The 24,765-nt window shown below is 71.4% G+C and carries 20 protein-coding genes and 1 tRNA gene; 12 read left to right on the top strand and 9 right to left on the bottom strand.

All coding sequences use genetic code 11. The features are described 5' to 3' along the window. The first annotated feature begins 62 nt into the window (after positions 1–62). Positions 63–1,862 carry a prolyl oligopeptidase family serine peptidase gene (locus tag OG407_RS24430; protein WP_405861167.1) on the top strand — a complete coding sequence of 600 codons (1,800 nt, stop codon included), beginning with the start codon at positions 63–65 and terminating at the stop codon, positions 1,860–1,862. A 69-nt stretch (positions 1,863–1,931) separates the two neighbouring features. Here the strand turns inward: OG407_RS24430 and OG407_RS24425 are convergent, their stop codons facing one another. Further along, a complete protein-coding gene (locus tag OG407_RS24425) occupies positions 1,932–3,842 on the bottom strand; it encodes an NAD-binding protein (protein ID WP_405868564.1) in 1,911 nt (636 codons plus the stop codon). A gap of 180 nt (positions 3,843–4,022) precedes the next feature. Between OG407_RS24425 and OG407_RS24420 the strand changes: the two genes are divergently transcribed. Together OG407_RS24420 and OG407_RS24415 are read left to right on the top strand one after the other, a co-directional pair. Beyond that, positions 4,023–5,126: a permease gene (locus tag OG407_RS24420; protein WP_405861165.1), complete on the top strand. Its 1,104-nt coding sequence runs from the start codon at positions 4,023–4,025 to the stop codon at positions 5,124–5,126. Continuing rightward, complete coding sequence (locus OG407_RS24415; RefSeq protein WP_405861163.1) at positions 5,123–5,935, top strand: TIGR03943 family putative permease subunit; 813 nt, start codon at positions 5,123–5,125, stop codon at positions 5,933–5,935. Before OG407_RS24420 ends, OG407_RS24415 begins: the two co-directional genes overlap by 4 nt. Before the next feature lie 43 nt (positions 5,936–5,978). On the opposite strand, the gene OG407_RS24410 is transcribed toward OG407_RS24415, so the two are convergent. Further along, positions 5,979–6,422, bottom strand: a complete 444-nt coding sequence (locus OG407_RS24410) for a DUF5994 family protein (protein ID WP_405861161.1) — start codon at positions 6,420–6,422, stop codon at positions 5,979–5,981. 288 nt (positions 6,423–6,710) lie between these two features. Here OG407_RS24410 and OG407_RS24405 point away from each other — a divergent pair, with 288 nt between their 5' ends. The 4 genes from OG407_RS24405 to OG407_RS24390 all read left to right on the top strand — a co-directional run bounded on the left by OG407_RS24405 (position 6,711) and on the right by OG407_RS24390 (position 8,903). Then, on the top strand, positions 6,711–7,517 hold the full coding sequence (locus OG407_RS24405) for a hypothetical protein (protein ID WP_405861159.1): 807 nt from the start codon (positions 6,711–6,713) through the stop codon (positions 7,515–7,517). A 135-nt stretch (positions 7,518–7,652) separates the two neighbouring features. Then, a complete protein-coding gene (locus OG407_RS24400) occupies positions 7,653–7,979 on the top strand; it encodes a MerR family transcriptional regulator (RefSeq protein WP_405861157.1) in 327 nt (108 codons plus the stop codon). Between the two features lie 212 nt (positions 7,980–8,191). Next, complete coding sequence (locus OG407_RS24395) at positions 8,192–8,395, top strand: cold-shock protein (protein WP_019063123.1); 204 nt, start codon at positions 8,192–8,194, stop codon at positions 8,393–8,395. 169 nt (positions 8,396–8,564) lie between these two features. After that, entirely contained in the window at positions 8,565–8,903 is a 339-nt protein-coding gene (locus OG407_RS24390; RefSeq protein ID WP_327402431.1) for an SCO5918 family protein, read from the top strand. Between the two features lie 90 nt (positions 8,904–8,993). On the opposite strand, the gene OG407_RS24385 is transcribed toward OG407_RS24390, so the two are convergent. Further along, positions 8,994–10,052 (bottom strand): PucR family transcriptional regulator, encoded by a 1,059-nt coding sequence (locus OG407_RS24385; protein WP_405861155.1) that lies wholly within the window; start codon positions 10,050–10,052, stop codon positions 8,994–8,996. Between the two features lie 254 nt (positions 10,053–10,306). On the opposite strand from OG407_RS24385, the gene OG407_RS24380 reads away from it, so the two are divergent. The 3 genes from OG407_RS24380 (at position 10,307) to OG407_RS24370 (ending at position 18,192) form a co-directional block, all read left to right on the top strand. Beyond that, a complete protein-coding gene (locus tag OG407_RS24380) occupies positions 10,307–10,948 on the top strand; it encodes a hypothetical protein (protein WP_405861153.1) in 642 nt (213 codons plus the stop codon). Between the two features lie 105 nt (positions 10,949–11,053). Next, the gene (locus tag OG407_RS24375; RefSeq protein WP_405861151.1) at positions 11,054–13,300 is read left to right on the top strand and encodes a flotillin family protein; all 2,247 of its coding nucleotides are present in this window, start codon (positions 11,054–11,056) and stop codon (positions 13,298–13,300) included. A 77-nt stretch (positions 13,301–13,377) separates the two neighbouring features. Beyond that, entirely contained in the window at positions 13,378–18,192 is a 4,815-nt protein-coding gene (locus OG407_RS24370) for a DNA repair ATPase (protein WP_405861149.1), read from the top strand. A gap of 32 nt (positions 18,193–18,224) precedes the next feature. On the opposite strand, the gene OG407_RS24365 is transcribed toward OG407_RS24370, so the two are convergent. Then, a complete protein-coding gene (locus tag OG407_RS24365; RefSeq protein WP_403596050.1) occupies positions 18,225–18,590 on the bottom strand; it encodes a hypothetical protein in 366 nt (121 codons plus the stop codon). A gap of 281 nt (positions 18,591–18,871) precedes the next feature. On the opposite strand from OG407_RS24365, the gene OG407_RS24360 reads away from it, so the two are divergent. Further along, complete coding sequence (locus OG407_RS24360; RefSeq protein ID WP_405861147.1) at positions 18,872–19,909, top strand: acyl-CoA desaturase; 1,038 nt, start codon at positions 18,872–18,874, stop codon at positions 19,907–19,909. Between the two features lie 11 nt (positions 19,910–19,920). Here OG407_RS24360 and OG407_RS24355 read toward each other — a convergent pair whose 3' ends face one another. From OG407_RS24355 to OG407_RS24340, 4 genes are all read right to left on the bottom strand, one after another. Next, positions 19,921–20,670, bottom strand: a complete 750-nt coding sequence (locus OG407_RS24355) for a GAF domain-containing protein (RefSeq protein WP_405861145.1) — start codon at positions 20,668–20,670, stop codon at positions 19,921–19,923. Then, a complete protein-coding gene (locus tag OG407_RS24350; RefSeq protein ID WP_405861143.1) occupies positions 20,667–21,419 on the bottom strand; it encodes an ANTAR domain-containing protein in 753 nt (250 codons plus the stop codon). The genes OG407_RS24355 and OG407_RS24350 overlap by 4 nt, the downstream gene beginning before the upstream one ends. A 64-nt stretch (positions 21,420–21,483) precedes the next feature. Beyond that, complete coding sequence (locus OG407_RS24345; protein WP_405861141.1) at positions 21,484–21,873, bottom strand: STAS domain-containing protein; 390 nt, start codon at positions 21,871–21,873, stop codon at positions 21,484–21,486. Positions 21,874–22,057: 184 nt separating this feature from the next. After that, the gene (locus OG407_RS24340) at positions 22,058–23,542 is read right to left on the bottom strand and encodes a helix-turn-helix domain-containing protein (RefSeq protein WP_405861139.1); all 1,485 of its coding nucleotides are present in this window, start codon (positions 23,540–23,542) and stop codon (positions 22,058–22,060) included. Positions 23,543–23,743: 201 nt separating this feature from the next. On the opposite strand from OG407_RS24340, the gene OG407_RS24335 reads away from it, so the two are divergent. Further along, on the top strand, positions 23,744–24,529 hold the full coding sequence (locus OG407_RS24335; protein ID WP_405861137.1) for a DUF4232 domain-containing protein: 786 nt from the start codon (positions 23,744–23,746) through the stop codon (positions 24,527–24,529). 116 nt (positions 24,530–24,645) lie between these two features. Here OG407_RS24335 and OG407_RS24330 read toward each other — a convergent pair. After that, positions 24,646–24,719, bottom strand: a tRNA-Pro gene (locus OG407_RS24330). Between the last annotated feature and the right edge of the window lie 46 nt (positions 24,720–24,765).

Genomic DNA, 24,765 nt, shown 5'->3' with positions numbered 1-24,765 from the left:
AGTTATCCACAGGCTGAGGATCCGGTCAGTGCAATGTCGTTGTGGGCGGGCAGTATGGGGCCATGACTGAGAGCAACGGGTCCGAGAACACACCGGACTGGGAGAAGCGCTTCCTGGCGCCCCGCGTGTCCCTGCCCGACTGGGCGGAGGACGCACCCGACCGTTCCCTGTTCGTGTCGAACGCGACGGGGACGTATGAGCTGTACGCCTGGGACCGGGCGACGGGCGAGCAACGCCAGGTCACCGACCGGCCGAACGGCACGACGGACGGTGTGCTCTCCCCGGACGGGGAGTGGATCTGGTGGTTCGACGACAAGGACGGCGACGAGTTCGGCGTCTGGCGCCGCCAGCCCTTCAAGGGAGGACCGGACGAACCCGCCGTCCCCGGCCTCGAACCGTCCTACCCGGCCGGGGTCGCCCTCGCGCGCGACGGCAGGACCGCCGTGGTCGGCCGCTCGACGGACGAGGACGGTACGACGATCCACCTCGCCCGCACCGGTGACGAGACCACGCTGATCTACCGGCACCGCGAGTCGGCGGGCGTCGGCGACCTCTCGCACGACGGTTCGCTGATCGCCATCGAGCACACGGAGCACGGCGACGCGATGCACTCCGCGCTGCGCGTCCTGCGCCCGGACGGCACGGCGGTCGCCGACCTGGACGACACGAAGGGCGGTACCGAGGAGCTGGGCCTTGAGGTGCTCGGCTTCGCACCCGTCGACGGCGACACCCGTCTCCTCATCGGCCATCAGCGGCGCGGCCGTTGGGAGCCCCTGGTGTGGGACGTGGTCAAGGGCGGCGAGACGGACCTGTCCCTGGACCTGCCCGGCGACGTGAGCGCCGAGTGGTACCCGGACGGCTCGGCCCTCCTCATCGCGCACAGCTTCGAGGCCCGCAGCGAGGTCTTCCGCTACGACCTCGCCTCGGGCGGACTGGAGAAGGTGCCGACACCGCCCGGTTCGGTCTCGGGCGCGACGGCCCGGCCGGACGGCAGCGTGGAGTACCTGTGGTCGTCGGCCGCGGAACCCTCCGCCGTGCGCTCGACGACGGGCGAGGTGGTCCTGGACCCGCCCGGCCTGAAGTCCCCCGGCTCGGTCCCGGTGGAGGACGTGTGGGTGGAGGGCCCCGGCGGCCGCATCCACGCCCTGGTCCAGAAGCCGGCGGGCGCCACCGGCCCCCTCCCCACGGTCTTCGACATCCACGGCGGCCCGACCTGGCACGACAGCGACTCCTTCTCGGCGGGCCCGGCGGCCTGGGTCGACCACGGGTACGCGGTCGTCCGGGTCAACTACCGCGGCTCGACCGGCTACGGCCGCGCGTGGACCGACGCCCTGAAGTACCGCGTCGGCCTCATCGAGCTGGAGGACATCGCGGCGGTCCGGGAGTGGGCGATCACCTCCGGCCTCGCCGACCCCGCCCGCCTGATCCTCACCGGCGGCTCCTGGGGCGGCTACCTCACCCTCCTCGGCATCGGCACCCAGCCCGACGCGTGGACCCTGGGCATCGCGGCGGTCCCGGTCGCCGACTACGTCACGGCCTACCACGACGAGATGGAAGCCCTGAAGGCCATGGACCGCACCCTCCTGGGCGGCACCCCCGAAGAGGTCCCGGCCCGCTTCGAGGCATCCTCCCCGCTGACCTACGTCGACAAGGTCACGGCCCCGGTCTACATCTCCGCCGGCGTCAACGACCCCCGCTGCCCGATCCGCCAGATCGACAACTACGTGAAGCGGCTGGAGTCGCGGGGTGCCGTGCACGAGGTGTACCGGTACGACGCGGGGCACGGGTCATTGGTGGTGGACGAGCGGATCAAGCAGGTGAAGCTGGAACTGGACTTCGCGGAGCGGCACTTGGGGAAGTAGGCAGGGTTTCCCAAAGGGTTGGTCCTCTCGGGAGTCGCGTGAGGAGCGGGGATCCGAAGTCCCCGCTCCCTACGTCCCCATCCGGTCCCGAGGCCTGCGCCCCAGCAACTCCGCCAGCCCCCGCCGCGTCGCCGCCAGCACAACCCGGTCCGAGTCCCGCAGGACGTACGTGTCGGGGAGGTCCCAGACCAACCCCGACCGCCGTACGTCCTCGGAGGCGTCCCGCGTCGCCGTGTCCAGCGCGAGCACCCGCCACGACCCCGCCCGGAACGCCTCGGCGATCGTCTTGCCCTCCAGCTGGGGATGCCCGCCCACGGTCATCGCCGCGAACAGCAGCACCCGCCGCTCGACAGGGATCGCGCCCAGGATCTGCCGCCCCATCATCGCCCCGGCGAACGCGGGCGCGGCCAGATGGGACACGCTCCGGCTCCGGGTCAGGGCACCGGGGTGCGCGGCCCGCAGGGTCCGGTACACGGCGGTGGCGAAGTCGTCGTCGTACAGCCGGAGTACGACCCGTAGATCCGGCCGCACGGAACGGGCGTACAGCACCGCTTCGAGGTTCGTCGTGTCGGAGCTGGTGACCGCGAGGAGGGCGTGGGCGCGATGGATCTTGGCGGATTCCAGGACGCCCTCCTGGGTGACGTCACCGAGGATCACCGGCACCCGCAGCCGGCGCGCGACCGCGAGCCCGCGGGCCTCGGGGTCGGCCTCGACGCACACCACGGGGATGTTGAGTTCGCGCAGCCGGGTCAGCACCCGGGTGCCGATCTTGCCGAGCCCGAGCAGCACGACATGCCCGCCGAGCCCCCGCGGCGGCTTGCGCAACGCGGACGCCGTACGGAAGGTGCCCAGCGCTTCCAGCACGGCGGCCAGCAGCACCGGCAGCATCAGCAACCCCACCAAGCCGGACAGGAGTTGAAGGATCTGCCGCCCCAACGGCGCCCCGATCGCGGGGTCGTCGATCGCGAAGAGATCGAGCAGCGTCAGATAGAAGGCGGTCACGGGATGGATGTGGGTCACCAGCCACAGCGAGACGGCGAGCGCGATCACACACGCCACCATGCCCGCCAGCGACCACCGCAGCCGCCGCGAGAAGAGCGAGGACCACGCCGGGACGACACCGCCCCTGCGCCCGACCGCCAACTGCGGCCCGGCGTACGACACCTGCTCCAGGACGATGGTTCCGCGCCCGGTGGCCGAGGCTACGGCCGCCGCGTCGGGCAGCAGACGCGGGCCGTGCTCGCCCATGCCCTCGGAGCCGTCCGCGCCGGCCGGGTCGCTGCTCGTCGCCGACAGCAGGGCGAGCGTGGCAAGGCCAGGATCGGCGACCTCCCCGGGTCCCGGCGGCGGCCGTTCCACCGCGCGCAGCAGCAGCCCGTCGGTCTGGACGACCTTGCTGGTACCGGCGAGCGCGGTCGCGGCCAGCGCGGGCGCGGCGGTGTCGGCGTCGGAGAGGACGGTGGTGGACGCGTCGAACCCGGCACCGGACCCGCCGCCCGCTCCGTCGCCGGTCGCCAACGCGGCGGCCTGGTCGAGGAGTTCCTCGATGTGCTGGCCGAGCCGCCGGTTGTAGAGGCGGATCACCAGCCGGATACGGGGGTTGAGGCGGCGGGCGGTGAGGGCGGCGCGGATGTTCGTCTCGTCGTCGTCGTAGACGAGGGCCAGCGCGGTCGCCCGGTCCACGCCCGCCTCGGCGAACACGGCCTCGGTCAGCTCGGCGACCTCCAACACCCGCTCCCCGCGCGGGGGTTCGGGGGCGACCGGTGCGGTGCCGCCGCTGCCACCGTTGCCGTTGGCCCGGCTCACCGCCGCGTTGACCCGGTCGAGCAGCGCGGCCGAGGCGGCACGCGCGCGGCCGACGACCGGTGGGCGGGCGGTGGCGTCGGAGAGCGGGACGACGAGGGTGATCTGCTCGCCGTAGACACTGCGGAGTTCGACGGCGAGCCGGTGTGCGAGCGCGTCGTCGCCGCACACCACCATGTGTGCCCGGGCGCTGCCCGGAGGGGTCTGATTCGGAACGCTGCTCGCCACGAGGGGAAAGACTGCCCCAAGGAGGCGGGTGGTTCCAGTATTCCGCTGAACACCCGTGCCCCGACTGCCGTATGCAGAGACAGGGAGCAAAACTCGCGAAACCAGGCGTCTGCCGGAGGTACCTCACTCGTGGCCATCACCACCGAACCAGCCGCGCCGACCACGGAGACGCCGCCGGAACAGCATGTGCGACCGGACACGAAGGCGAACACGAAGCCGGACGCGAATCCGGCCGCGCCCGCCAAGGGGTCACCGGCCGCGCCCGCGAAAGAGTCGAAGGACGGCTGGCAGGTCAACTCGCCGCTCGTGCTGACCATGGTGCTGCTCGTGGTCGTACTGGCGCAGGGCCCGATCCGTCAGGCCCTGTCCGCGCCGGTGATGCAGAGCTGGATGACGGTCTTCGTGGCCGTGGTCGTGCAGGCGCTGCCCTTCCTGGTGCTCGGTGTGCTGCTGTCGGCCGGGATCGCGGTGTTCGTACCGGCGACGTTCTTCACCCGCGCGCTGCCGAAGAACCCCGTGCTGGCCGTGCCGATCGCCGGCATGGCGGGCGCGATCCTCCCCGGCTGCGAGTGCGCGTCGGTGCCGGTGGCCGGAGCGCTGGTGCGCCGGGGCGTCACCCCGGCGGCGGCGATCGCGTTCCTGCTCTCCGCCCCGGCGATCAACCCGATCGTGCTGACGGCGACGGCAGTTGCGTTCCCGCGCAACCCGGAGATGGTGCTCGCCCGGTTCGCCGGCAGCCTGCTCGTGGCCTGCGTGATGGGCTGGCTGTGGACGCGGATCGGCCGCACCGACTGGCTGCGCCTGCCCGCCCACGAACCGCACGAGGGGGAGACCAAGGGGGCCGCGTTCTGGGGCTCGGTCCGGCACGACGTGATGCAGGCCGGCGGGTTCCTCGTCCTCGGCGCGATGTCGGCGGCGACGCTCAAGGCGGTGGCACCCGCGAGCTGGCTGCGCACGGCCGCCGACAACCCGGTGGTCGCGATCCTCGCCCTCTCGATCCTCGCCGTGCTGCTGTCGATCTGCTCGGAGGCGGACGCGTTCGTCGCCGCGTCGCTCACCCAGTTCTCGCTCACGGCCAAACTCGCGTTCCTGGTGGTGGGCCCGATGATCGACCTGAAACTGTTCGCCATGCAGGCGGGCACCTTCGGCCGGGGCTTCGCGATGCGCTTCGCACCCGCCACCTTCGTCCTCGCCATCGCGGGCGCGGTCGTCACCGGGGCGGTGCTCCTGTGAACCGGCAGGCACAGGCGGCCGTCCTGTTCCTCGTCGGCGCGGCCCTCCTGCACGCGGGCTTCACCAACCTCTACCTGCGCTACGTCAAGGCAGGCCTCCAACCGCTCCTCCTGCTCTCCGGCGCGGTCCTCATCGTCACCGCACTGGCCACGGCCTGGTACGAGTGGCGCCGGACGCGGCGGGAGAAGGCCCAGGCGGAAGCGCACGCGGCGCACATGGAAGCCCACGCGGAGGCCCACACCGAGACCGGGGGCCACGACGAGCACGGCCACGAGGACGCCGCCCACGAGGGACACGTCCACCGCGAACCCCGTATCTCCTGGCTCCTGATCCTCCCCCTCTTCGCCCTGATCCTGGTCGCCCCGCCGGCCCTCGGCTCCTACAGCGCGGTCCGCACCGGCACCGCCCTCCAGCAGCCGTACGGCCTCCTCAAGCTCCCCGACAGCAACCCGCTCACCCTCGGCCTGGTCGACTACGCGAGCCGCGCGGTCTACGACCACGGACGGTCCCTGGGCACCCGGCAGTTGAAGGTCACCGGCTTCGTCGCGCTGGACAAGTCGGGCGCCCCGTTCCTCGTCCGCATGGCCCTCAACTGCTGTGCCGCGGACGCCCAGCCGGTGAAGATCGCCCTGACCGGCAAGATCCCACCGGTACTTCAGCCCGACACCTGGCTGGAGATCACCGGCACCTACACCCCCAAGCAGACCAAGGACCCCATCAACAACCGCCCGATCCCCTACTTCCAGGTCACCCAGGCCAAGCCGGTCCCGACGCCGAAGGACCCGTACGACGAGAGCTGGAACCAGTGACAACTGGAATCGGTAACACCTGGAGCCAGTAACTGGCCCGGTTTCAGAGGACGTTGGCGACCGCGGCGGCCATGATCGGCTCGGCCGTCTCCTCCGTCAGCTCCGGCGGTACGACCAGCAGGTCCCAGCGGCCGCGCCCCGGCGCGAGCAGGACGACGGTGTTCGGGGCGTGCACGGCGGTGGTCCGGTGCAGCCGTACGACCTGGTTGGCCACGAGCATCCGGCCCGGGGCGGTCGACCAGACCCGCCCGTTCACCATCACGCTGACGATGTGGCCCCAGGTCCGGGGCAGCCCGGCGAGCAGGCGCGGTACCTCGGTGAGGACGTCGTAGGAGTACGGCCACCAGGCTCCGTCGAGGCGGCGGGGTACGGAGGTGTGGGCGGCGAGGCGCAGCCGGAGGGCGGGCGGGGCGGTCTGCTCCACGTCCGGGGAAGCGGCGTCGGTGTCCGAGGCGGGCGAACTGTGGGTGTCCGTGGGCGCGTTCATGTCGCGGTCCCTGTCCCCGGCCGTCCGTCGTGCGGCGGTCCGGTGCTGTGGTGCACTGGGAACGACGACGGCGCCAGAGCCGAGGTGCGGAGAACTCCCGGTACCGCTCACCGTACTCCCGGCCCGGGCGGACCGGCCTGCGCCGGAGGCACTCCGAGGCCCTCCGCGGTCCGCGGGCGTACCGTGAAAGGACCGAGGATTTCTCGTGCACCGGATCGCGCCGGTGCCGTTCTCGGCGAACCACGACGCCGGGGCGGATGCGTCCGCGCCCGGGGCAGGGCTCAGCCCATGACCGTGAATGTGCCCGGTCGGCCGGTGACGGTGACCGCGGACGCGCCCGCGGCCCCCGCCGGACACGGCGGTGCCGGTACGGCGAGCTGGGGGAAGCCGTGGCCCGCATCCGGCCACGACACCGGCACGTCCGGCCACGAGCCCGGCATGTCCGGTCATGAGCCCGGCGCGTCCAACCGCGAGCGCGGCCCGTCCCCCTGGGAAGGCGACCGCGTCCGCCCCCTCAGCCGCCGCCAGATCGAGGACCGCTTCCAGGACCTCGGCGTGCTGTACGAGGAGACCTGCGGCGGGACCCGCAGGGGCAACCGTTCCCGCACCGCCTTCCTGCGACGCCTCGCCGGTGACGTCCGGCGCCCCGGTTTCACCCTGCTGATCGCCGAGAACACGACCCTGACGGCCTGCGCCTACGGCTTCCCCGTCCGCGCCGCCGATCCCTGGTGGCAGGGCCACGACACCCGGCTGCCCCGGCCGCTGCACGTCCTCGCGGTCACCGGCGGGCTCTTCGCGGTCTCCGGGATCGTCGTCCCGCCCCGCGTGCGCACCCACTACCAGGACCGGGAGTGGAACCTCGCCCGGCGCCTGCAACGCCGGCTGCTCGCCGATCACGCGCCGGCCCTCGGCGTCACCCTGGTGCCCCGCACCGACACCGAGACCCTGTCGGCCTACCGGGCATGGGGCTGGCAGGACGTCGCGGGAGCCCCGGCGGACCCCGGGCGAGCACCCGAACGGGGCTCCCTGCGGGGCTCGGGCGGTCTTGATCCACGGCTTCCGGGCACCTGTCGGGTGCTGGTTCTGGCCCCCTGAGAGCGTCAATCGGCGCCAGAACATCTGTGCTCGCCGCGACAGAGATTCCCCGGGTGCGACTAGAGTTCTCGTACGGGGGAACCAGCTCCCGCGGCAGGCCGATCCCGCCCCGGGCGGCCCGCAGGAAAGGTGTACATGCCCGCAGAAAGCCAGCAGCCCACGGCCGACCGGCTCGACGACGACGACTACCCCGCCTACACCATGGGCCGGGCCGCCGAGCTGATCTCCTCCACCCCCGGTTTCCTCCGGTCACTGGGCGAGGCCGGGCTGATCACCCCGACGCGGTCGGACGGCGGTCACCGCCGCTACTCGCGCCATCAGCTCCGTACGGCCTCCCGCGCGCGCGAGCTGGTCGACCAGGGGACGCCCATCGAGGCCGCGTGCCGCATCATCAGCCTGGAGGACCGGCTGGACGAGGCCCTGCGCGTCAATGAGGAGCTGCGCCGCTCATCCCATCGGTAGAAAATCTGATGCGCCCGAAACAGAAATTCACCGTTTCGGGCGGCCCTTTTCTCGCCCAATTCCCCCGTCGCGGAAAAGGGTTCCGTGCTAGGCTGACTTCAGTTGCAGTTGTGGTTGCCAATTTTGAACCGGACCTCCGGTGCAGGTGATCATCACGGCGATGGAGGAGATTCGTAAAGTGCGGATCTCGTGCACTGCCTAGGAGTTAAGACATGGCCACCGGTACCGTGAAGTGGTTCAACGCGGAAAAGGGCTTCGGCTTCATCGAGCAGGACGGCGGCGGCGCTGACGTCTTCGCCCACTACTCGAACATCGCCACCCAGGGCTTCCGCGAGCTGCAGGAAGGTCAGAAGGTGACCTTCGACATCACGCAGGGCCAGAAGGGCCCGCAGGCGGAGAACATCGTTCCCGCCTAAGCACGCGAAGCTGCGAAACAGGGGCCCGCACCTTGGGTGCGGGTCCCTTTTCGTATCTGCTCATTTACCTGCCGTTCCCCGGCCGTTCTCGGCTTCCCCGGCATCCCCGGCTTTCCCCGAGGAGAAATCCTCCCCTCTCCTCCCGCTCGAAACCCCTTGGTGAGGCACCATGCGCTGCGTGATCGCCCGTTACCCCTTCGATCTGACGAAGAGCGAGGTGGAGGAGATGCTCAAGGGCATCCGCCCGGAGCAGCCCGTCACCGGCCAGTGCGCCGTCATCAGCCGCAAGCTGTACCCGGTCAAGCAGGTCGGCGAGGTCATCACCAAGCAGGACCGCCGTGACTTCACCGCCTTCGAGGTGACCAGGGCCCTCTCCCGGCTCGGCTTCACCTGCCACGAGAACCCGCCCGCGCCCGCCACCCCGGCGCCCGCACCGGCTCCCGCCACGGAGAACCCCACGGACTCCGGCCCGGACTCGTCCTCGTACATCGGCACCACCCTGGGCTGACGCCTCCGCCCGCACGTCCCCGCACACCCCGAGCGACCACGCCGCCGTAGATCCATCCGGGCGCGAGGTCGCTCTTTGCGTGCCGGCTCCTCACAGCTCCTTGTCGGGCCAGTCCAGCAGGCGGGCCCCGATGACCGCCGTCTGCAGCGTGTACCGCTGGCCGGGGTCCGCCGGGTCCGCGCCGGTCAGCTGATGGATGCGTTCGAGACGGTACGTCAGCGCACGCACGCTCAGCGAGAGCCGGCGCGCGGACTCCGCCGCCACACAACCGGAGTCGAAGTACGTCGACAGGGTGTCCAGCAGCGGGCGCGCACCGCCGCGCGCCCTGGTCAGCGGGCCCAGCGCGTCGAGCACCAGATCCGCCATCGCCTGCCGGTCGCGCGTGAGCACCGGGTAGACCAGCAGGTCGGCGGCGCGCAGGAGGGGGCCCTCCAGGTCGAGCCGCTCGGCCAGTTCGAGCGTGTTCAGAGCTTCCTCGTACGACTGGACGATGCCGCCCGCGCCCGGCTGCGGCCGGCCGATCGCCGCGCGGGTGCCCTCCTCGGCGGCGTACGACTGCTTGGCGAAGTGGGCGAGGATGTCGTCCTGGTCGCCGGGCGCGACACACAGCATCCGGCCGGCCTTCGTGGTGAGCAGGATGTTGCGGTCACCGAAACGGCTGATCATCGCGCGCTCCACCTGACGCGGCACCGGCGCGCTCTCGTCGTACGGCGTCGGACCCTGGACCACGGCGACGGCGTGCGAGTGGGAGAGGCGCAGTCCGAAGCGCTCGGCGCGTTCCGCGAGCCGGCCCAGATCGCTGCGGCCGTAGAGCAGGTCGTCGATGAACTCCCGCCGCGCCGCCTCCTCTTGGCGTACGGCGAGCCGCTGCGCGCGTTCGTAGCCCTCGGCGAAGGCGTCGACCACCTGCTGCACCGCGGCAAGGGTGCAGTCGGCGGCACCGGGGGTCTGCGGCCAGGCGGTGCGGGTGGCGGCGAGATGGGCGTTGACCAGGGCACGCAGTCCGTGACCGGCCTCGGCCGCCTGCTCGCCCAGGGTGCGGCGGGCCTCCAACTCGGCCCGGGTCAGGCGGCGTCCGGTGCCGGCGACCTCCGCCAGGAGCCGCGCATACCCCGCCAGATACTGCTCAGGTATTCCGCGCTCCGGCAACTCCGCCCCCTGTTTTCTTGACGCCCCGGTGACGCTTTCTTAGCGCGTCACCGGCATCAAGACCCTAATGAACACTGCCGGGTTCCGGCAATGCGCGGGCGCGCACCCCGCGTGCACCATGGCGCCAGGGGAGCACCGCGGAAGGTTCCGGTGCCGGACACCGGCAGGTGGTCGGCACCGGAACCACGATCCGCGGATCCCTGAAGTCTTAACGCGTCGTGGACACAGCGGACAGCGGACGGGGGGCCGGGATCATGGGGGCGTTCTTCGCTGCCGCGACCGGTTTTCCCACCGTCGTCTTCACCGCCGCGCTCGCCGTGGTCGTCCTGTTCTGGCTGCTGGTCGCGCTGGGCGCGGCGGACGCCCACGGACACGCCCATGCCCACCTCAACTCCCGTGCGCACGGCGACGGTTGGGGGCTCGGCGGGGTCCCGGTGACCCTCGCCTTCTCGCTGTTCGTCTCCGTCGGCTGGCTGATCAGCTACTGCGCGAGTGTGTTGCTCGTCCCGTCCGGCCCGGTCGGAGTCCTGGTCGGGGCGGCCGTGCTGATCGGCACGGTGTACGTCTCCTGGCGGGCGACCAAGCTGTTCGTACGACCCCTGCACCGCCTGTTCCCCGACGAACACGGGCCGTCCCGGCTGGACTTCGTGGGGCTGACCTGCACGATCCGCACCGGGCGGGTCGACGCGGGGTTCGGCCAGGCCGAGGTCAGGTCCGCGGACGGCTCGGCCGCGGTGGTCCAGGTCCGGCAGACGGGCGGCGACTCCGGTGAGGGCGCCCTCGCCAGCGGCAGCACCGGACTGCTCTACGCCTACGACGAGACCGGCGAGTTCTTCTGGGTCGCGCCCTACGACAGCGCGCTCGACCCGAGGACCGGCCCCGGCACGACGGGATAGGCCGCCAACGCCTGTCGGCCTACGGCCGTTGCCTACGCCTGTTGGTCAACTCCTGTTGGCCCACGCCCGTTTCCTCACCCTTCTCATTCCTTGGGGACCCATGTCATGAACGCCATCACCGTCGGCATCGGTGTGTTCGTCGCCGTTGTCCTGCTCATCGCGCTCACCCTGCTCCTGGTGGTCGGCCGGCTCTTCCGGAAGGTGGAGCAGGGGCGGGCGCTGATCGTCTCCAAGACGAAGAAGGTCGATGTCACCTTCACCGGGGCGGTCGTGCTGCCGGTGCTGCACAAGGCCGAGTTCATGGACATCTCGGTGAAGACCATCGAGATCCGGCGCACCGGCCGCGAGGGCCTGATCTGCCAGGACAACATCCGCGCCGACATCCACATCAGCTTCTTCGTGCGGGTCAACAAGACCGTCGAGGACGTCATCAAGGTCGCGCAGGCCATCGGCACCCAGACCGCGAGCGACCCGGTGGCGATCCAGGACTTCTTCGCCGCGAAGTTCTCCGAGGCGCTGAAGACGGTGGGCAAGCAGCTGGACTTCGTCGATCTCTACACCAAGCGCGAGGAGTTCCGGGACCGGATCATCCAGGTCATCGGCACCGACCTCAACGGCTACCACCTCGACGACGCGGCCATCGACTTCCTCGAACAGACACCGATGACACAGCTCGACAACCAGAACATCCTGGACGCGCAGGGCATCCGCAAGATCACCGAGCTGACGACCATCGAGCACGTCCGCACCAACGAGTTCCAGCGCACCGAGCAGAAGGAGATCACCCGGCAGAACGTCGACGCCCGGGAGACCATCCTGGAGCTGGAACGCCGGCAGGCCGAGGCGGAGATCAAGCAGCGCCGTGAGGTGGAGGTCCTGCGGGCGCGCGAGGAGGCCGCCACCGCGAAGGTCCAGGAGGAGGAACGGCTGGGCGCGCAGGCCGCGTTCCTCCGCACCGAGGAGCAACTCGGCGTCCAGCGCGAGAACCAGGCCCGCGAGATCGCCGTCGCGCAGAAGAACCGCGAGCGGGTCATCGCCGTCGAGAACGAGCGCATCGAGAAGGACCGCCTCCTCGAAGTCATCGCCAGGGAACGGGAGACCTCGCTGTCCGGGATCGCCAAGGACAAGGAGGTCGAGGCCGAACGCCGCGAGGTCGCGGACGTGGTCCGGGAGCGGATCGCCGTGGACCGTACGGTGGCCGAGCAGGAGGAGGCGATCAAGAAGCTGCGGGTGGTCGAGGAGGCCGAGCGCACCCGTCAGGCCGTGATCATCGCCGCCGAGGCGGAGGCGCAGGAGAAACTGGTCAAGGACATCAAGGGGGCCGAGGCCGCGGAGGCCGCCGCCAAGCACCGTGCCGGTGAGCAACTCACCCTCGCCGAGGCCCGGTTGAAGTCCGCCGACCTCGACGCCCGCGCCAAGCTCCGGCTCGCCGAGGGCATCCAGGCGGAGGCGGCGGCGGCCGGACTCGCCGAGGTCCAGGTCCGCGACAAGGAGGCCGAGGTCACCGTGAAGGCCGGCCGCGCCGAGGCCGAGGCCACGGGGGCGCGGCTGCGCGCGGAGGCGGAAGGCACCGAGGCCCGGCTGCGCGCGGAGGCCGAGGGCACCCGGGCGAAGGTGCTCGCGGAGGCGGAGGGCGTGCGGGCGAACGCGCTCGCGGAAGCGGAAGGTGCGCAGGCCAAGGTGCTCGCGGAGGCGGAGGGCGTGCGGGCGAATGCGCTCGCGGAGGCCGAAGGTGCGCAGGCCAAGGTGCTGGCGCAGGCCGAAGGCGTACGGGCGAACGCGCTCGCGGAAGCCACCGGCATCGGCGAGAAGCTCAAGGCCGAGGCAGAAGGGCTCACCGAGAAGGCCGCCGCGATGGCCGCCCTCGACGACGCCTCGCGCGGCCACGAGGAGTACCGGCTGCGGTTGCAGGCCGAGAAGGAGATCCGGCTGGCGGGTCTCGACGTTCAGCGGCAGGTCGCGGAGGCGCAGGCCACGGTCCTCGCGACCGGTCTGGAGCACGCCGACATCGACATCGTCGGCGGCGACTCGGTCTTCCTCGACCGGCTCATGTCGTCGATCTCCTTCGGTAAGAGCGTCGACGGCTTCGTCTCCAACTCCCAGACGGCGCAGGCCTTGGCGCGTCCCTGGCTGGACGGCACGTCGAACATCGCCGACGACCTCGCCCGCGTCCTCGGCCCGGTCTCCACGGCCGACGTGCAGAACCTCACCGTGTCCGCGCTGCTGGTGAAGCTGATGACCTCGGACCCGGCGAACGCCGGTCAGGTACGGCAACTGCTGGACAAGGCAGGTGAGTTGGGCCTGGCGGACACCCCGCTGGCCGCGCTCAACGGGCACCCGGCGAAGGCCTGACCCCCACACACGGTCCGGAACTGCCGCACAGGGGACGGCAGTTCCGGACTCACCTCCTGAGAATCCGAGAGGGACCCATGACCACCGGCCTGGACACCGGCACCTACGAGGTCCTGCGCGACCGCCTCGCCGCACAGGCCGCCGAACTCGCCCGCCGCGCGGAGACGCTCAACGCCCGCCGCACCGAGGAGTTCGGCTCCACCCGCCTCGAACTCACCGGCACCGAAAGCCTCGACACCGAGCACCCGGCAGCCCCGCGCGACCTCGTCGCCGTAGGAGACACGCTGCTCTTCGGCCGCCAGGTCTCCCTCGGAGTCACCCGGGAGACGACGGTCGCCGACGTCCTCGCCCTGCACGACCGCCACGACCTGCGCCGACTGCCCGAGAACGCCGTACCCGGACTCCTCGACGACCCGGACTTCGTACGGGAGTTCACCGCCCTGCACCGGTACTACCGCCACGCGCGCCTGCTCCAACTCCGTTGCCTCGAAGGCAAGTTGCTGGCCGTCTTCCGCACCGGCGAGAAGGCCGACGACATCCGGGTGCTGCGCTGGGCCCTCATGGACGACGGCCGGTCGGCGACCTTCCTGGACGCGCACGGCGAACGCGACCACGTCCTCCCGCCGCCGTACGACGTCGACTGGACGGCGACGACCCGCGAGGACCTCGTCCCCGGCCGGCACCCGCACGTCCGGATCCAGGACGGGCTGTACGTCGACACGGTGGGCGGCAGTCTCACCGTCAAGGTGGAGGACAACACCGAGACGAGGGAGGGGATTTACTCCGAGCCGGTGGACGAACCGTTGCAGTCGGCGGCCGACGCGGAGATCGCGTATGCGCGGGTGGGTGTGCTGGTGCTGCTGCGTGTGCGTCCTTACAAGGAGGAGGCCCACCGCTACCTGGTCTTCAACACGCTGACCAGGGGTGTCGTCCGGCTCGACGGGATCGGGCTGTCGTGTCAGCGGCTTCCCGAGGAGCAGGGGATCGTGTTCCCGGGCGGGTACTGCCTGGCCACGGGGGTGTGGAAGACCTTCGAAGTGGACACCGCCGGGCTGGAGTCGGAGCGGGTGGTGCGCTCGCCCAACGGTGAGGACGTGCTGTTCGCGTACCGGGCGCGGGTGCCCGGGCGGAGCCTCCTGCTGCCGTACAACATGATCCGCAAGGAGGTCGCCAACCCGCTGTCCTGTCAGGGGTGGGCGCTCTTCGACGACGGTGTGCTGACGGTGCTGCGCGCGGTCGGGGAGGGGGAGGCGGCGCGGGTTCATCCGGTGCGGGTGTGGCGTACTCCGTATGTCTCGGACACGTATGCCGCCGCACAACTCTTGGGCTCAGGGCCGCTGTTCCGCGTCGGGAACGCCGATCTCGTGCGGGGGATCTCCGACTGTCTGTCCCTCGCGGGTGCGGTCGCCGGGATGGAGCCCACGGCGGAGGTGTACGAGGCGCTGGTCGGCGCGTGTGTCCGGGCGGCGGACTCGTACCACTGGCTCGGGGATGCCGAACTCGGGGATCTGGGCGGTCCGTTGGCGGACGTCCGGGTCACGGCGGAACAGGTCCTGGCCGAGTTCGAGACCGTCAGGACGCTCACCGCCCGCGCGGCCGACGCCCTTGACGATGCCACCGGCCGGCTCACCGGGCTCGTACGACGGTTGCGGGGCGAGGTGCCCCGGGACGCGGCCGGGTGGGTCGCCGGACTGACCGAACTCCGGCGCGCGCAGGGGCACTTGCTGACGTTGAAGGAGACGCGGTACGCGGACACCGCGCGGATCGACGAGTCGGCGGCCGGGGCGGAGGCGGAACTCGGGGCGTTCGGGCAGCGGGCGGTCGCGTTCCTGGCGGGCGAGGACGCGTTCGCCGGACACCATGAACTGATCGGTGAGTTGATCGCGGAGGCGGGGGAGCTGGCCACCGTCGCCGAATCGGCACCCGTGGCCGCCCGGCTCGACGAACTCGCCGACGGGCTGCGGACGGTGACCGAGGTGATCGCCGGGCTGGACATCGGTGACGCCACGGTCCGTACGTCGATCCTGGAGCGGATCGCCGAGGTGCTCGGCGGGGTCAACCGGGCCCGCGCCACGCTGGACGCCCGGCGCAGGGAGCTTCAGGACCGGGAGGGCCGGGCGGAGTTCGCGGCCGAGTTCGCGCTGCTGGGCCAGGCGGTGACCGGCGCGCTCGCGGACGCGGCGACACCGCAGGCCTGTGACGATCAACTCACCCGGCTGCTGGTGCAGTTGGAGAACCTGGAAGCGCGCTTCGCGGACTTCGACGACTTCCTCGCCGAACTGACCGGCAGACGCACCGAGATCTACGAGACCTTTTCCGCCCGCAAGCAGACGCTGGCCGACGAACGCGGCCGTAGAGCGGAGCAGTTGGCGGTCTCGGCGAACCGGGTCCTGGAGGCGGTGGGGCGCCGGGCGGCCACGCTCGCCGACGCCGACGCGGTCAGTACGTACTTCGCCTCCGACCCGATGGTGACGAAGATCCGCCGCACCGCCGGCCAACTCCGGGACCTGGGCGACCGGATGAGGGCGGAGGAGCTGACCGGACGGCTCGCGGCGGCCCGCGAGGAGGCGGTCCGCGCCCTGCGTGACCGCGCCGACCTCTACACCGACGGCGGCCGGATCCTGCGCCTGGGCCGCCACCGTTTCGCCGTGAACACCGAGCCCCTCGACCTCACCCTGGTCCCCGCAGGCGACGGCCTCGCCTTCGCGCTCACCGGCACGGACTACCGAACCCCGGTCAGGGACCCGGAGTTCGCGGAAACCCGTCGCTTCTGGGACCGCCCGCTGCCCTCCGAATCGCCGCGGGTCTACCGCGCGGAACACCTCGCCGCCCGCCTCCTCGACGAACACGGCGCCCAGGCCCTCGCCCAGGAACCCGACCTAGCCGCCCTGGTCCGCCGGGCCGCGCAGGAGTCGTACGACGAGGGCTACGAACGCGGTGTGCACGACCACGACGCGACCGCGATCCTGGCCGCGCTGCTCCGCCGGTACGAGGGCGCGGGCCTGCTGCGGCACGAACCGGCCGCCCGGGCAAGGGCGTTGCTGTTCTGGACGCACGGCACGAGCCCGGAGGAGCGCGCGAGTTGGACGCGCCGGGCGCGGTCGCTCGCGCGGGCCCGCGACACCTTCGGACCGACCCCGGCCGTCACCGACTTCCTGGCGGAACTGGCCGAGCGGACCGGCGAGCCCGCCGCCGCGTACCTCTTCGACGAACTGACCACCGGCCCCGAGGGCTTCGTGATCAGCGCCGCCGCACGCACCCTCCTCGACAAGTTCCGCCGCACGGTGGGGAGTTCGGCCTACGACGACGATGTGCTCGCCGTCGACGACCTGGCCGCCCGCCGCCAGCTGGTGGAGGCGTGGCTGACCGCGTACACGACGGCGTCCGGCACCGAGGCCGACCCGGGCGACCTCGCGGAGGCGGTGGCCGCCGAACTCTGCCCGGATGCCCGGCGCTACGAGTCGGACGCGCGGCTGACGGAGACGGTCGGGGGACTGCTGGGCACGCACCCGCGCATCGAGGCGGGGTCGTTGGCGCTCCGGGTCGATGAACTCCTCGCCCGGACAAGGGAGTTCAGGGCATCGGATGTCCCCGGTCATCGCGCGTATCAGCGGCGCCGTACGGCACTGGTGGCGGCGGAACGGGCCCGGCTGCGCCTCGACGAGTACCGGCCGCGCGTGTTGTCGTCCTTCGTGCGGGGGCGTCTGGTCGACGAGGTGTATCTCCCGCTGGTCGGCGACAGCCTGGCCCGGCAGATCGGTACGACGGGGGAGGGGCGGAACCCCGGCACGGGCGGCGGCCTGCTGCTGCTCGTCTCGCCGCCGGGGTACGGCAAGACGACCCTCATGGAGTACGTCGCCGACCGGCTCGGGCTGGTGCTGGTCAAGGTCAGCGGGCCCGCCCTCGGGCACGGTGTCACCTCCCTCGACCCGGCCGAGGCGCCGAACGCGACCGCCCGGCAGGAGGTGGAGAAGGTCAACTTCGCGCTCGCGGCGGGCAACAACGTGCTGCTCCACCTCGACGACATCCAGCACACCTCGCCCGAACTCCTGCAGAAATTCATCCCGTTGTGCGATGCGACGCGGCGGGTGGAGGGCGTGCGGGAGGGCGTACCGCGTACATACGACCTACGGGGGAAACGGTTCGCCGTCTGCATGACCGGTAACCCCTACACCGAGTCGGGCGGGCGTTTCCGGGTCCCCGACATGCTGGCCAACCGTGCCGACGTCTGGAACCTCGGCGATGTCCTGACCGGCAAGGAGGCGGTGTTCGCGCTGAGTTTCCTGGAGAACGCGCTGACCTCCAACCCGGTCCTCGCCCCGCTCGCCGGCCGCGACCGTGCCGACCTGGACCTGCTGATCCGGCTGGCGGAGGGCGACACGACGGCCCGCGCGGACCGGCTGTCCTACACCTGCGACCCCGCCGAACTCGCCCGGATCGTAGGGGTGTTGAGGCACCTCATCGCCGCCCGGAACACCGTCCTGGCGGTCAACTCCGCGTACATGGCGTCGGCGGCGACGACGGACGCGGCCCGCACGGAACCGCCGTTCCGGCTGCAGGGGTCGTACCGCACCATGAACCGCGTCGCCCAGCGCGTCGAGCCGGTGATGAACTCCCGTGAGCTGTCGGCGGTGTTGGACGACCACTACACCGCCGAGGCGCAGACGCTGGGGGCGGACGCCGAGGCGAACCTGCTGAAGCTGAGGGAGCTGCGCGGCACGCTGACCGGCGAACAGGCCGTGCGCTGGGGCGAGTTGAAGGCGGCGTACGTGCGGGAGCGGGGTGCGGCGGAGGACGAACCGCTGCGCCGCGCGGTCGCCGCCCTCGGGGTGCTGGCCGAGCGCATCGGGGCGGTGGAGTCGGCGATCACCCGGGCGAGCGGCCCGGGATGATGCCCACCGATCCTTGAGCCTCCGCCCAACTGCTAGAGCTGGAGCAGCCGTTGGGTGATCTCGCGGTACTGCCGCAGTGCGGTGCGGAACTCCTCGGAGTCGGCCTCGGACGGGGACGCGGACTCGGGGTCCTGGTCCGCCCAGGCGGCGCGGAGGAGGTCGCGGCGGGCGGCGAGGGCGGTCACGAGCTGGGCGGTGGCCTCGTCGTAGGCGCTCTCCGCCTCCTCCAGGGCATCGCGCGGGGTGTCCGCGAAGGTGTTGAGGGCGTGCCGCAGCCGCTGGAGGACCTTGTCCCGCTCGCTCGACGGGAGCAGCGGCTCCGGGCCCGGGGTGCGGCGTTCGGAGGGGGTGCGGTTCTGGCCCGCGGGTTGTTGGGCGCGTGTCTGGTCGTACATCATCGGGAGTCGCTTCCGTCCCGCCCGAAGGCGTTATTGGGATCGTCCGTGCACCGGCCACTGCCCTGCGCCGTGCTGCCAGTCAACGTGCGGCGACGGTTCGTGTCAACGCGGCGGTCACGCGCTCCCGGCCGACGCGTTCCGGTGTGTGCCGGAGTACCGTGGAAGGACCGAGGCCTTCGCGTGCCGATGTCCCGCTCCGGCGCCGTGCCCTCGCGTTTCCCTTCACAGGGGCAGCCCGTGACCCCGGCCGCGCCATCCGCAGCGAGGCCGAGGAGTTCCGCATGTCGACCGTCTCCGCCCCACCCCCTACCCCGAAAAAGTGTGACACTTTCGGGGAAAGTGTCACACTTTTCTCGGACACCTCCCCGCCGCCCCCGTCCTACGACGGCACCTCCGCCTTCCCGCCGGACGACGCCGCGGCGCCCGTCCGGGACAGCGGGGACCGGATCTACGTCGGCGTCACCGCGGCGATCGTCGTCCTGCCGTTCGTCGGACTCGGCCTGGCCGGCTGGCTGCTGTGGGGGCGGCTCATCCACCCCGTCGACATCGTGCTCGCGGCCGTCCTCTACACGGTCACCGGTCTCGGTGTCACGGTCGGCTTCCACCGCGGGCTCACCCACGGCTCGTACCGCGCGATCCGGCCCGTGCGCATCGCGCTCGCGGTGGCCGGGTCGATGAGCTTCCAGGGCGACGTCATCGGCTGGGTCGCCACCCACCGCCGTCACCACGCCTTCACCGACCGGCCCGGCGACCCGCACTCGCCGTACCGCTACGGCACCCATCTGCGCGGCCAGTTGCACGGACTGTTCGACGCCCATGTCGGCTGGCTGTTCCGCAACGAGCAGACACCGCCCGAGCGTTACGCCCCCGACCTCGTCGCCGACCCCGACATCCGGGCCGTCTCCCGCGCCTTCCCGTGGCTGTGCCTGCTCACGCTCGCGCTGCCGTTCGGCCTCGGCTGGGCGATCGGCGGCAGCTGGCTGTACGGCGTAACCGGCCTGCTGTGGGCGGGACTTGTGCGCATCGCGCTGCTCCACCACGTCACCTGGAGCGTCAACTCGCTGTGCCACATGATCGGTGAACGCCCCTTCCGCACCCGGCGCCACGACCGCGCCACCAACCTGTGGCCGCTGGCCCTGCTCTCCTTCGGCGAGAGCTGGCACAACCTCCACCACGCCGACCCCACCAGCGCCCGGCACGGGGTCGACCGCGGCCAGATCGACCCGTCCGCCGCCGTCATCCGCCTGATGGAGCGCGCCGGTTGGGCCTACGACGTGCACTGGCCGTCCGCGGACCGGGTCGCCGCGCGCCGCGCCTGACCCGGCCTCGGCTACGACGCGCGCGGTGGTGCCGGGATGGTCCTGGTGTCGAAGTCGCCCCCGATGATCTGCGTCGCGAGATCCGACAGGCGCAGGTGGCGGGCGCGGGCGTAGGAGCGGAAGGCGGTGAAGGCGTCGTCGACGGACGTGTTCCAGCGCTCCGCCAGCACACCCTTGACCTGCTCGATGAGGATGCGGCTGGTGAGCGCGTTCTGCAGCTGGCTGTTCTCGACGTGCGACTGCTCCAGCGTGCGCTGCTGGAGTACGGCGATGGTGGCCACGTCGGCGAGGGCCTGGGCGAGGGCGATGTCGTCGTCGCCCAGGCGGTGCGGGGTGGTCTGGAAGAGGTTGAGCGCGCCGACGACCCGGTTGCGCAGCCGGAGCGGAATGGCGTGCGTGGTCACGTACCCGGTCTCGCGGGCCTGCGTCGCGAAGCGCGGCCAGGCCGCGGTCACCTCGGCCCGCGTCAGGTCGATGTTGGTGCGGGCGGCGCCGGTGCGGTAGCACTCGACGCACGGTCCCTGGTCGTGCTGGAGCGCGAGGAGTTCCAGCAGGCGGGTGTGCTCGTCCGAGGCGGCGATGATCTGCAGTTCGCCGTGCGCGTCCACGAGCAGGATGCCGGCCGCCGACACGTCGAGCAGCTCGACGCAGCGCGAGGACAGCCGGTGCAGCAGGTCGATGACGTCGAAGTCCTCGACCAGGGAGTCCGCGACCTCCACGAAGATCTCGGCCAGACGTTGTTCGCGGGCCATGGCGATCATCCCTTTCCACTGTCGGGCGAATACGGCCCGCTCATATCGTCGTCCAATTCGTCGCCGAAGCGCAGTCGCCGGGCGACCACGTCCGCCGCGACCTCTCCCAGGGGGCGTTCACTGCCGTAGGCGTGCGCCCGCAGGCGCAACAGAGCTTCCTGGATGGGCACGCCCAGCTGGACACTGATCATGCCGGTCGCCTGGTGCACGACGGGGCGGTTCAGCCCGGTCGGCCAGTCAGGTATCGCGTCCGGTCCGGGTCCGGGTCCGGTGCCGTTCGCGTGCCCGTTGCCGTTCAGGAACGCACCGGTCAGGGCGGCCGTCAGGGCGGTGGCGTCGGCGTACTGCTGCTCGCTGATCCGTCTGTCCCCGGCGCACAGCACGGTCAGTACGCCGACCCGGATGGCGCCGATGCCCAGCGGGAACCCGCACACACCCTGGACGCCCATGTCGCGCGCGGCCGACAGCAGCACGGGCCACCGCTCGGGGCGCACCCGGTCCAGGTCCGGCTCCAGCACGGGCGTGCCGGTGTGGACGGCCTCCGGGCCGGGGCCCTCGCCCAGGGTGAACTGGAGTTCCTCGAAACGGGCGCTCAGCCCGGGATGGCACCACAGCGGCTCGGCCGTGCGGGCGGCGCCGACCAGCAGCGACAGGGCGACGCCTTCGGCACCCAGCGCCCGGACGCAGGCCTGCGCGGGATCGCCGCCCTCACCGAGGCGCAGCGACCGCAGGACTTCGGCCATGCCGTCGCTGATCACCGAGCTCCGTTCCGCGGCCGCCGGGGCGCTTCGTGACGATGCGCCGACCGACGTGTGCCGTACCCTACGTGGCCCGGCGCTCCAGCGCGCGATCGGCGAGCACGCCCTTCCAGGCGTCCCGCACGCTCGCATACCGGGGGAACCGCTCGACCAGACCGGCGGCCCGGAACACCAGCAACGGCCCCGGCCGGGAGTGCACGACGCGCACCCACCCGAGCCGCCCACGGCACTCCTCCCAGGCCGCGCTCAACGGGTCCAGAACACTGCCGTCCATGAAGGTCACGTCGAGCAGATCGACGACGACGAAGATCCGCCCCGTCCCGCGCCGGGCCTCCTTGAGATCCTGCGCGAAGGCAGGCACGGTCGTCAGATCGAGTTCACCGTCGGCCCGGACCACTCGCAGTTCGTCTGGTTCGTCGAATGGTTCGTCGAACAGATCACGATGCGGGCCCATGTGCCCCATCTCCCCTGTAAGAGACTGGCTTTCGCCTTCTTGCGCAGGGCCTCTGTTGCGCGGAACGAGACTGCACGGAGAGGGCCGGGGTCCGGGGCTGCCGTACGACGACCCTACTGCCGGGAAGCGACATGCCGGGAGCCGTTTCCGGCTAATGGGTACCGATTTCGGCGTTGTGGTCGTTTCAGTCGGCCTGATGCGGTACCCACTCGCTGTCGTCCAGCGAATACCCGTAGCGCGGACGCCCGTTCATCCCGCTGGTGTGGAACGGCTTCCCCTGGTCGTCGATGCGCAGCACCCCGTGCCGGGTCCCGCTGGTCCAGTTCAGCTCCAGATACCAGCGCACGTCATGGGAGGCCGCGGCGGCGGTGACGTACAGGACCTCGGGATCACTCTCACTCACCTTGTACGGCAGCCCGGTCTGCCCCGCCTTCGGCGTCGCCACCGGCCGCGTCGCGTCCAGCCCGACGTCGAAGGAGTGCGTGGGCACCCCACCACCGCAGCCGACCCCGACATACCCCATGGTGTACGCGCTCCAGGCCAGCGGCGCCCCGCTCTGCACCACCCGCACATTCAACGACTGGAGTACGACGGTCTCCTGCCCGGTGCCCTGCACCGTCAGCTCCAGATACTGACTGTCCGCCGACACGGCCCCCAGCGCACTCACCCAGCTCGGAGCGTCCTGCTCGGTCGGCGGCGGCGGAACCTTCGCCGCGTCCTCGTCGACCAGATAGGTCTGACTGCAGGGACTCTCCCAGGCGTACGGCCGTGAGGTGACCGTGAGCGGAACGGCGGCGGTCGCCGCGCCGCCGCCGGCCTTGTCGCCCGGGGTGGCGGACGCGCCGGTCCTCGCCGCGCCGGACTTGGAGGGGTTCGCTGTGTCGGAGGGCGAGGCGGAGGGGGAGGAGGTCGCCTTCGCCTTTGACTTCGCCGGGCCGGAGGGCGAGGAGACGCCGCGTCCGGCGGAGGTCACGGCCCCGGCGTCCTGCTTGCGGTCGCTGCCTCCGTTGCCTCCGTCGCCGCCGGAGACGAGACGGGGGACGAGGGCGGTGGCGGCGACGAGTACGGCTACGGCGGTGGCTGTGAGGAGGGTGGTGCGGCGGCGGGGGCGGTTGGTGGTGCGGGGGGTGGGGTTGGGAGTGCTGCTGGGGGGCTCGCCTGGCTCGGGGTGGGGTGCGTCGGGGTGGGGTGCGTCGAGGGTGGGCGTGGGCGTGGGTGTTGAGGCGGAGGTGGGGATGGGCGTGGAGGCGGAGGGGGCGGTGGAAGCGGGGGCGTGGGTGGAAGCGGGGGTGTCGGTGGAAACGGGGGTGTGGGTGCTCGCGCTGGGCCCCGAAGCCGCCGCTGCCCCTGCCCCTGCCCCTGCGTTTGCCTCTGTCCCTGCGTTTGCCGCTGTACCGGCGGCAGCCTTCCGTTCCCGCTGGCGTGCCCCGTCGGCCAGGATCCATCGGCGGTGGGCCTCGACGAGCTCGTCCGGGGTGGCCTTGCAGAGCCGGGCGAACCGCTCGACGGGGGCGTACTCGGTGGGCACGGCATCGCCGTTGCAGTACCGGTGCAACGTCGACGTACTCATGTGCAGCCGCTTCGCGAGCGCGCCGTAACTCAGCCCCGACCGGTCCTTGAACTCCCGTATCAGCGCCGCGAAATCGGCGGTCTCCTCAGGCCCTGCCACCCTGCCCCCATTCCAGTCGAGCGTTCCAGGGAGTCAATGTTCCCCCAGGTAAGAGCCGGTGCGAACGTTCCAGGTTCCCGTACATCCTGGCCGTCGTAGCGGCTGGGACGGAAGGCGGCACAAGCTGCGGTCATCAAAGCACGCAGCCCGCCGACAGGTTGGGCGGCGGCTACCTCCCTCCTTCCGAAAGGCACAACACCCATGTCCGCGTTCACCGCCCGTCCCCGCACCCGCCTCTTCGCCGCCGCCACCGTCGCCCTCGCCGCGCTCTCCCTCACGGCGTGCAACGACAAGCTGGGAGTACAGGACGAGGGCGCGGCCAACCCGACCTCCTCCACGGTGGGGACGCCGGCACCGTCCGGGACGAAGCCGGGAGGTTCCACGGGCTCGACGTCGGGCGGTTCGTCGTCGGGCAACTCCTCGACGGGGGGCAACGCGGGGTCGGGCGGCAGCGGGACGAGCGGGGGCTCGGGTTCGGGGTCGGGCTCCGGCTCAGGCTCCGCCTCGGGTTCTGCCGAGGGATCGGGTTCGGGCTCCGGCTCGGGCACCTCGGCGAGCAGCAGGGTCCCGTGCAACGGCGCCAACACCAAGGTGACGGCCCAGATGGTCTCGCGCCCCATCAACCACATGCTGCTCACCGTCACCAACACGGGTTCCAAGACCTGCGACCTCTACTACTACCCGGCGGTCAACTTCGGCGACGCCCAGTCCGTACCGCCGGTCATGAAGGACTCCCAGCCCCAGGCGGTGACCACGTTGTCCCCGGGCCAGTCGGGCTACGCCGGCGTAGCCCTCGCCGGCGGAGACAACGGCACCGGCACCAACGGCCGCACCGCCAAGTCCCTCTCCGTCTACTTCTTCGACCGCGACAACAACAGCATCAGCCCGGCGGCAACTCCGGCCCTCCCGGCGAAGGGCGTGTACGTGGACGACTCGCTGAAGGTGACCTACTGGGTGTCGGATGTGCAGGACGCGCTGACTTACTGACGTACTGAGTGCCGGGGGCGGGGGACGCCTAGAACGTCCGCCGGGGACGGGCCGCCCAGGACGCCAGAGGGCCGGTACTGGGATCAGTACCGGCCCTCTGAACTGCTATTTGGCTGTCGGGGTGGCGGGATTTGAACCCACGACCTCTTCGTCCCGAACGAAGCGCGCTGCCAAGCTGCGCTACACCCCGATGTCGCCACTTGTCTTGCCTGAGCTGCTGCTCACCGTGGCGACAT

This window comes from Streptomyces sp. NBC_01515, assembly GCF_045040345.1.
GTDB lineage: Bacteria > Actinomycetota > Actinomycetes > Streptomycetales > Streptomycetaceae > Streptomyces.
The sequence above is the reverse complement of the archived record's forward strand: the minus strand, read 5'-3'. Positions and strand labels throughout refer to the sequence as shown.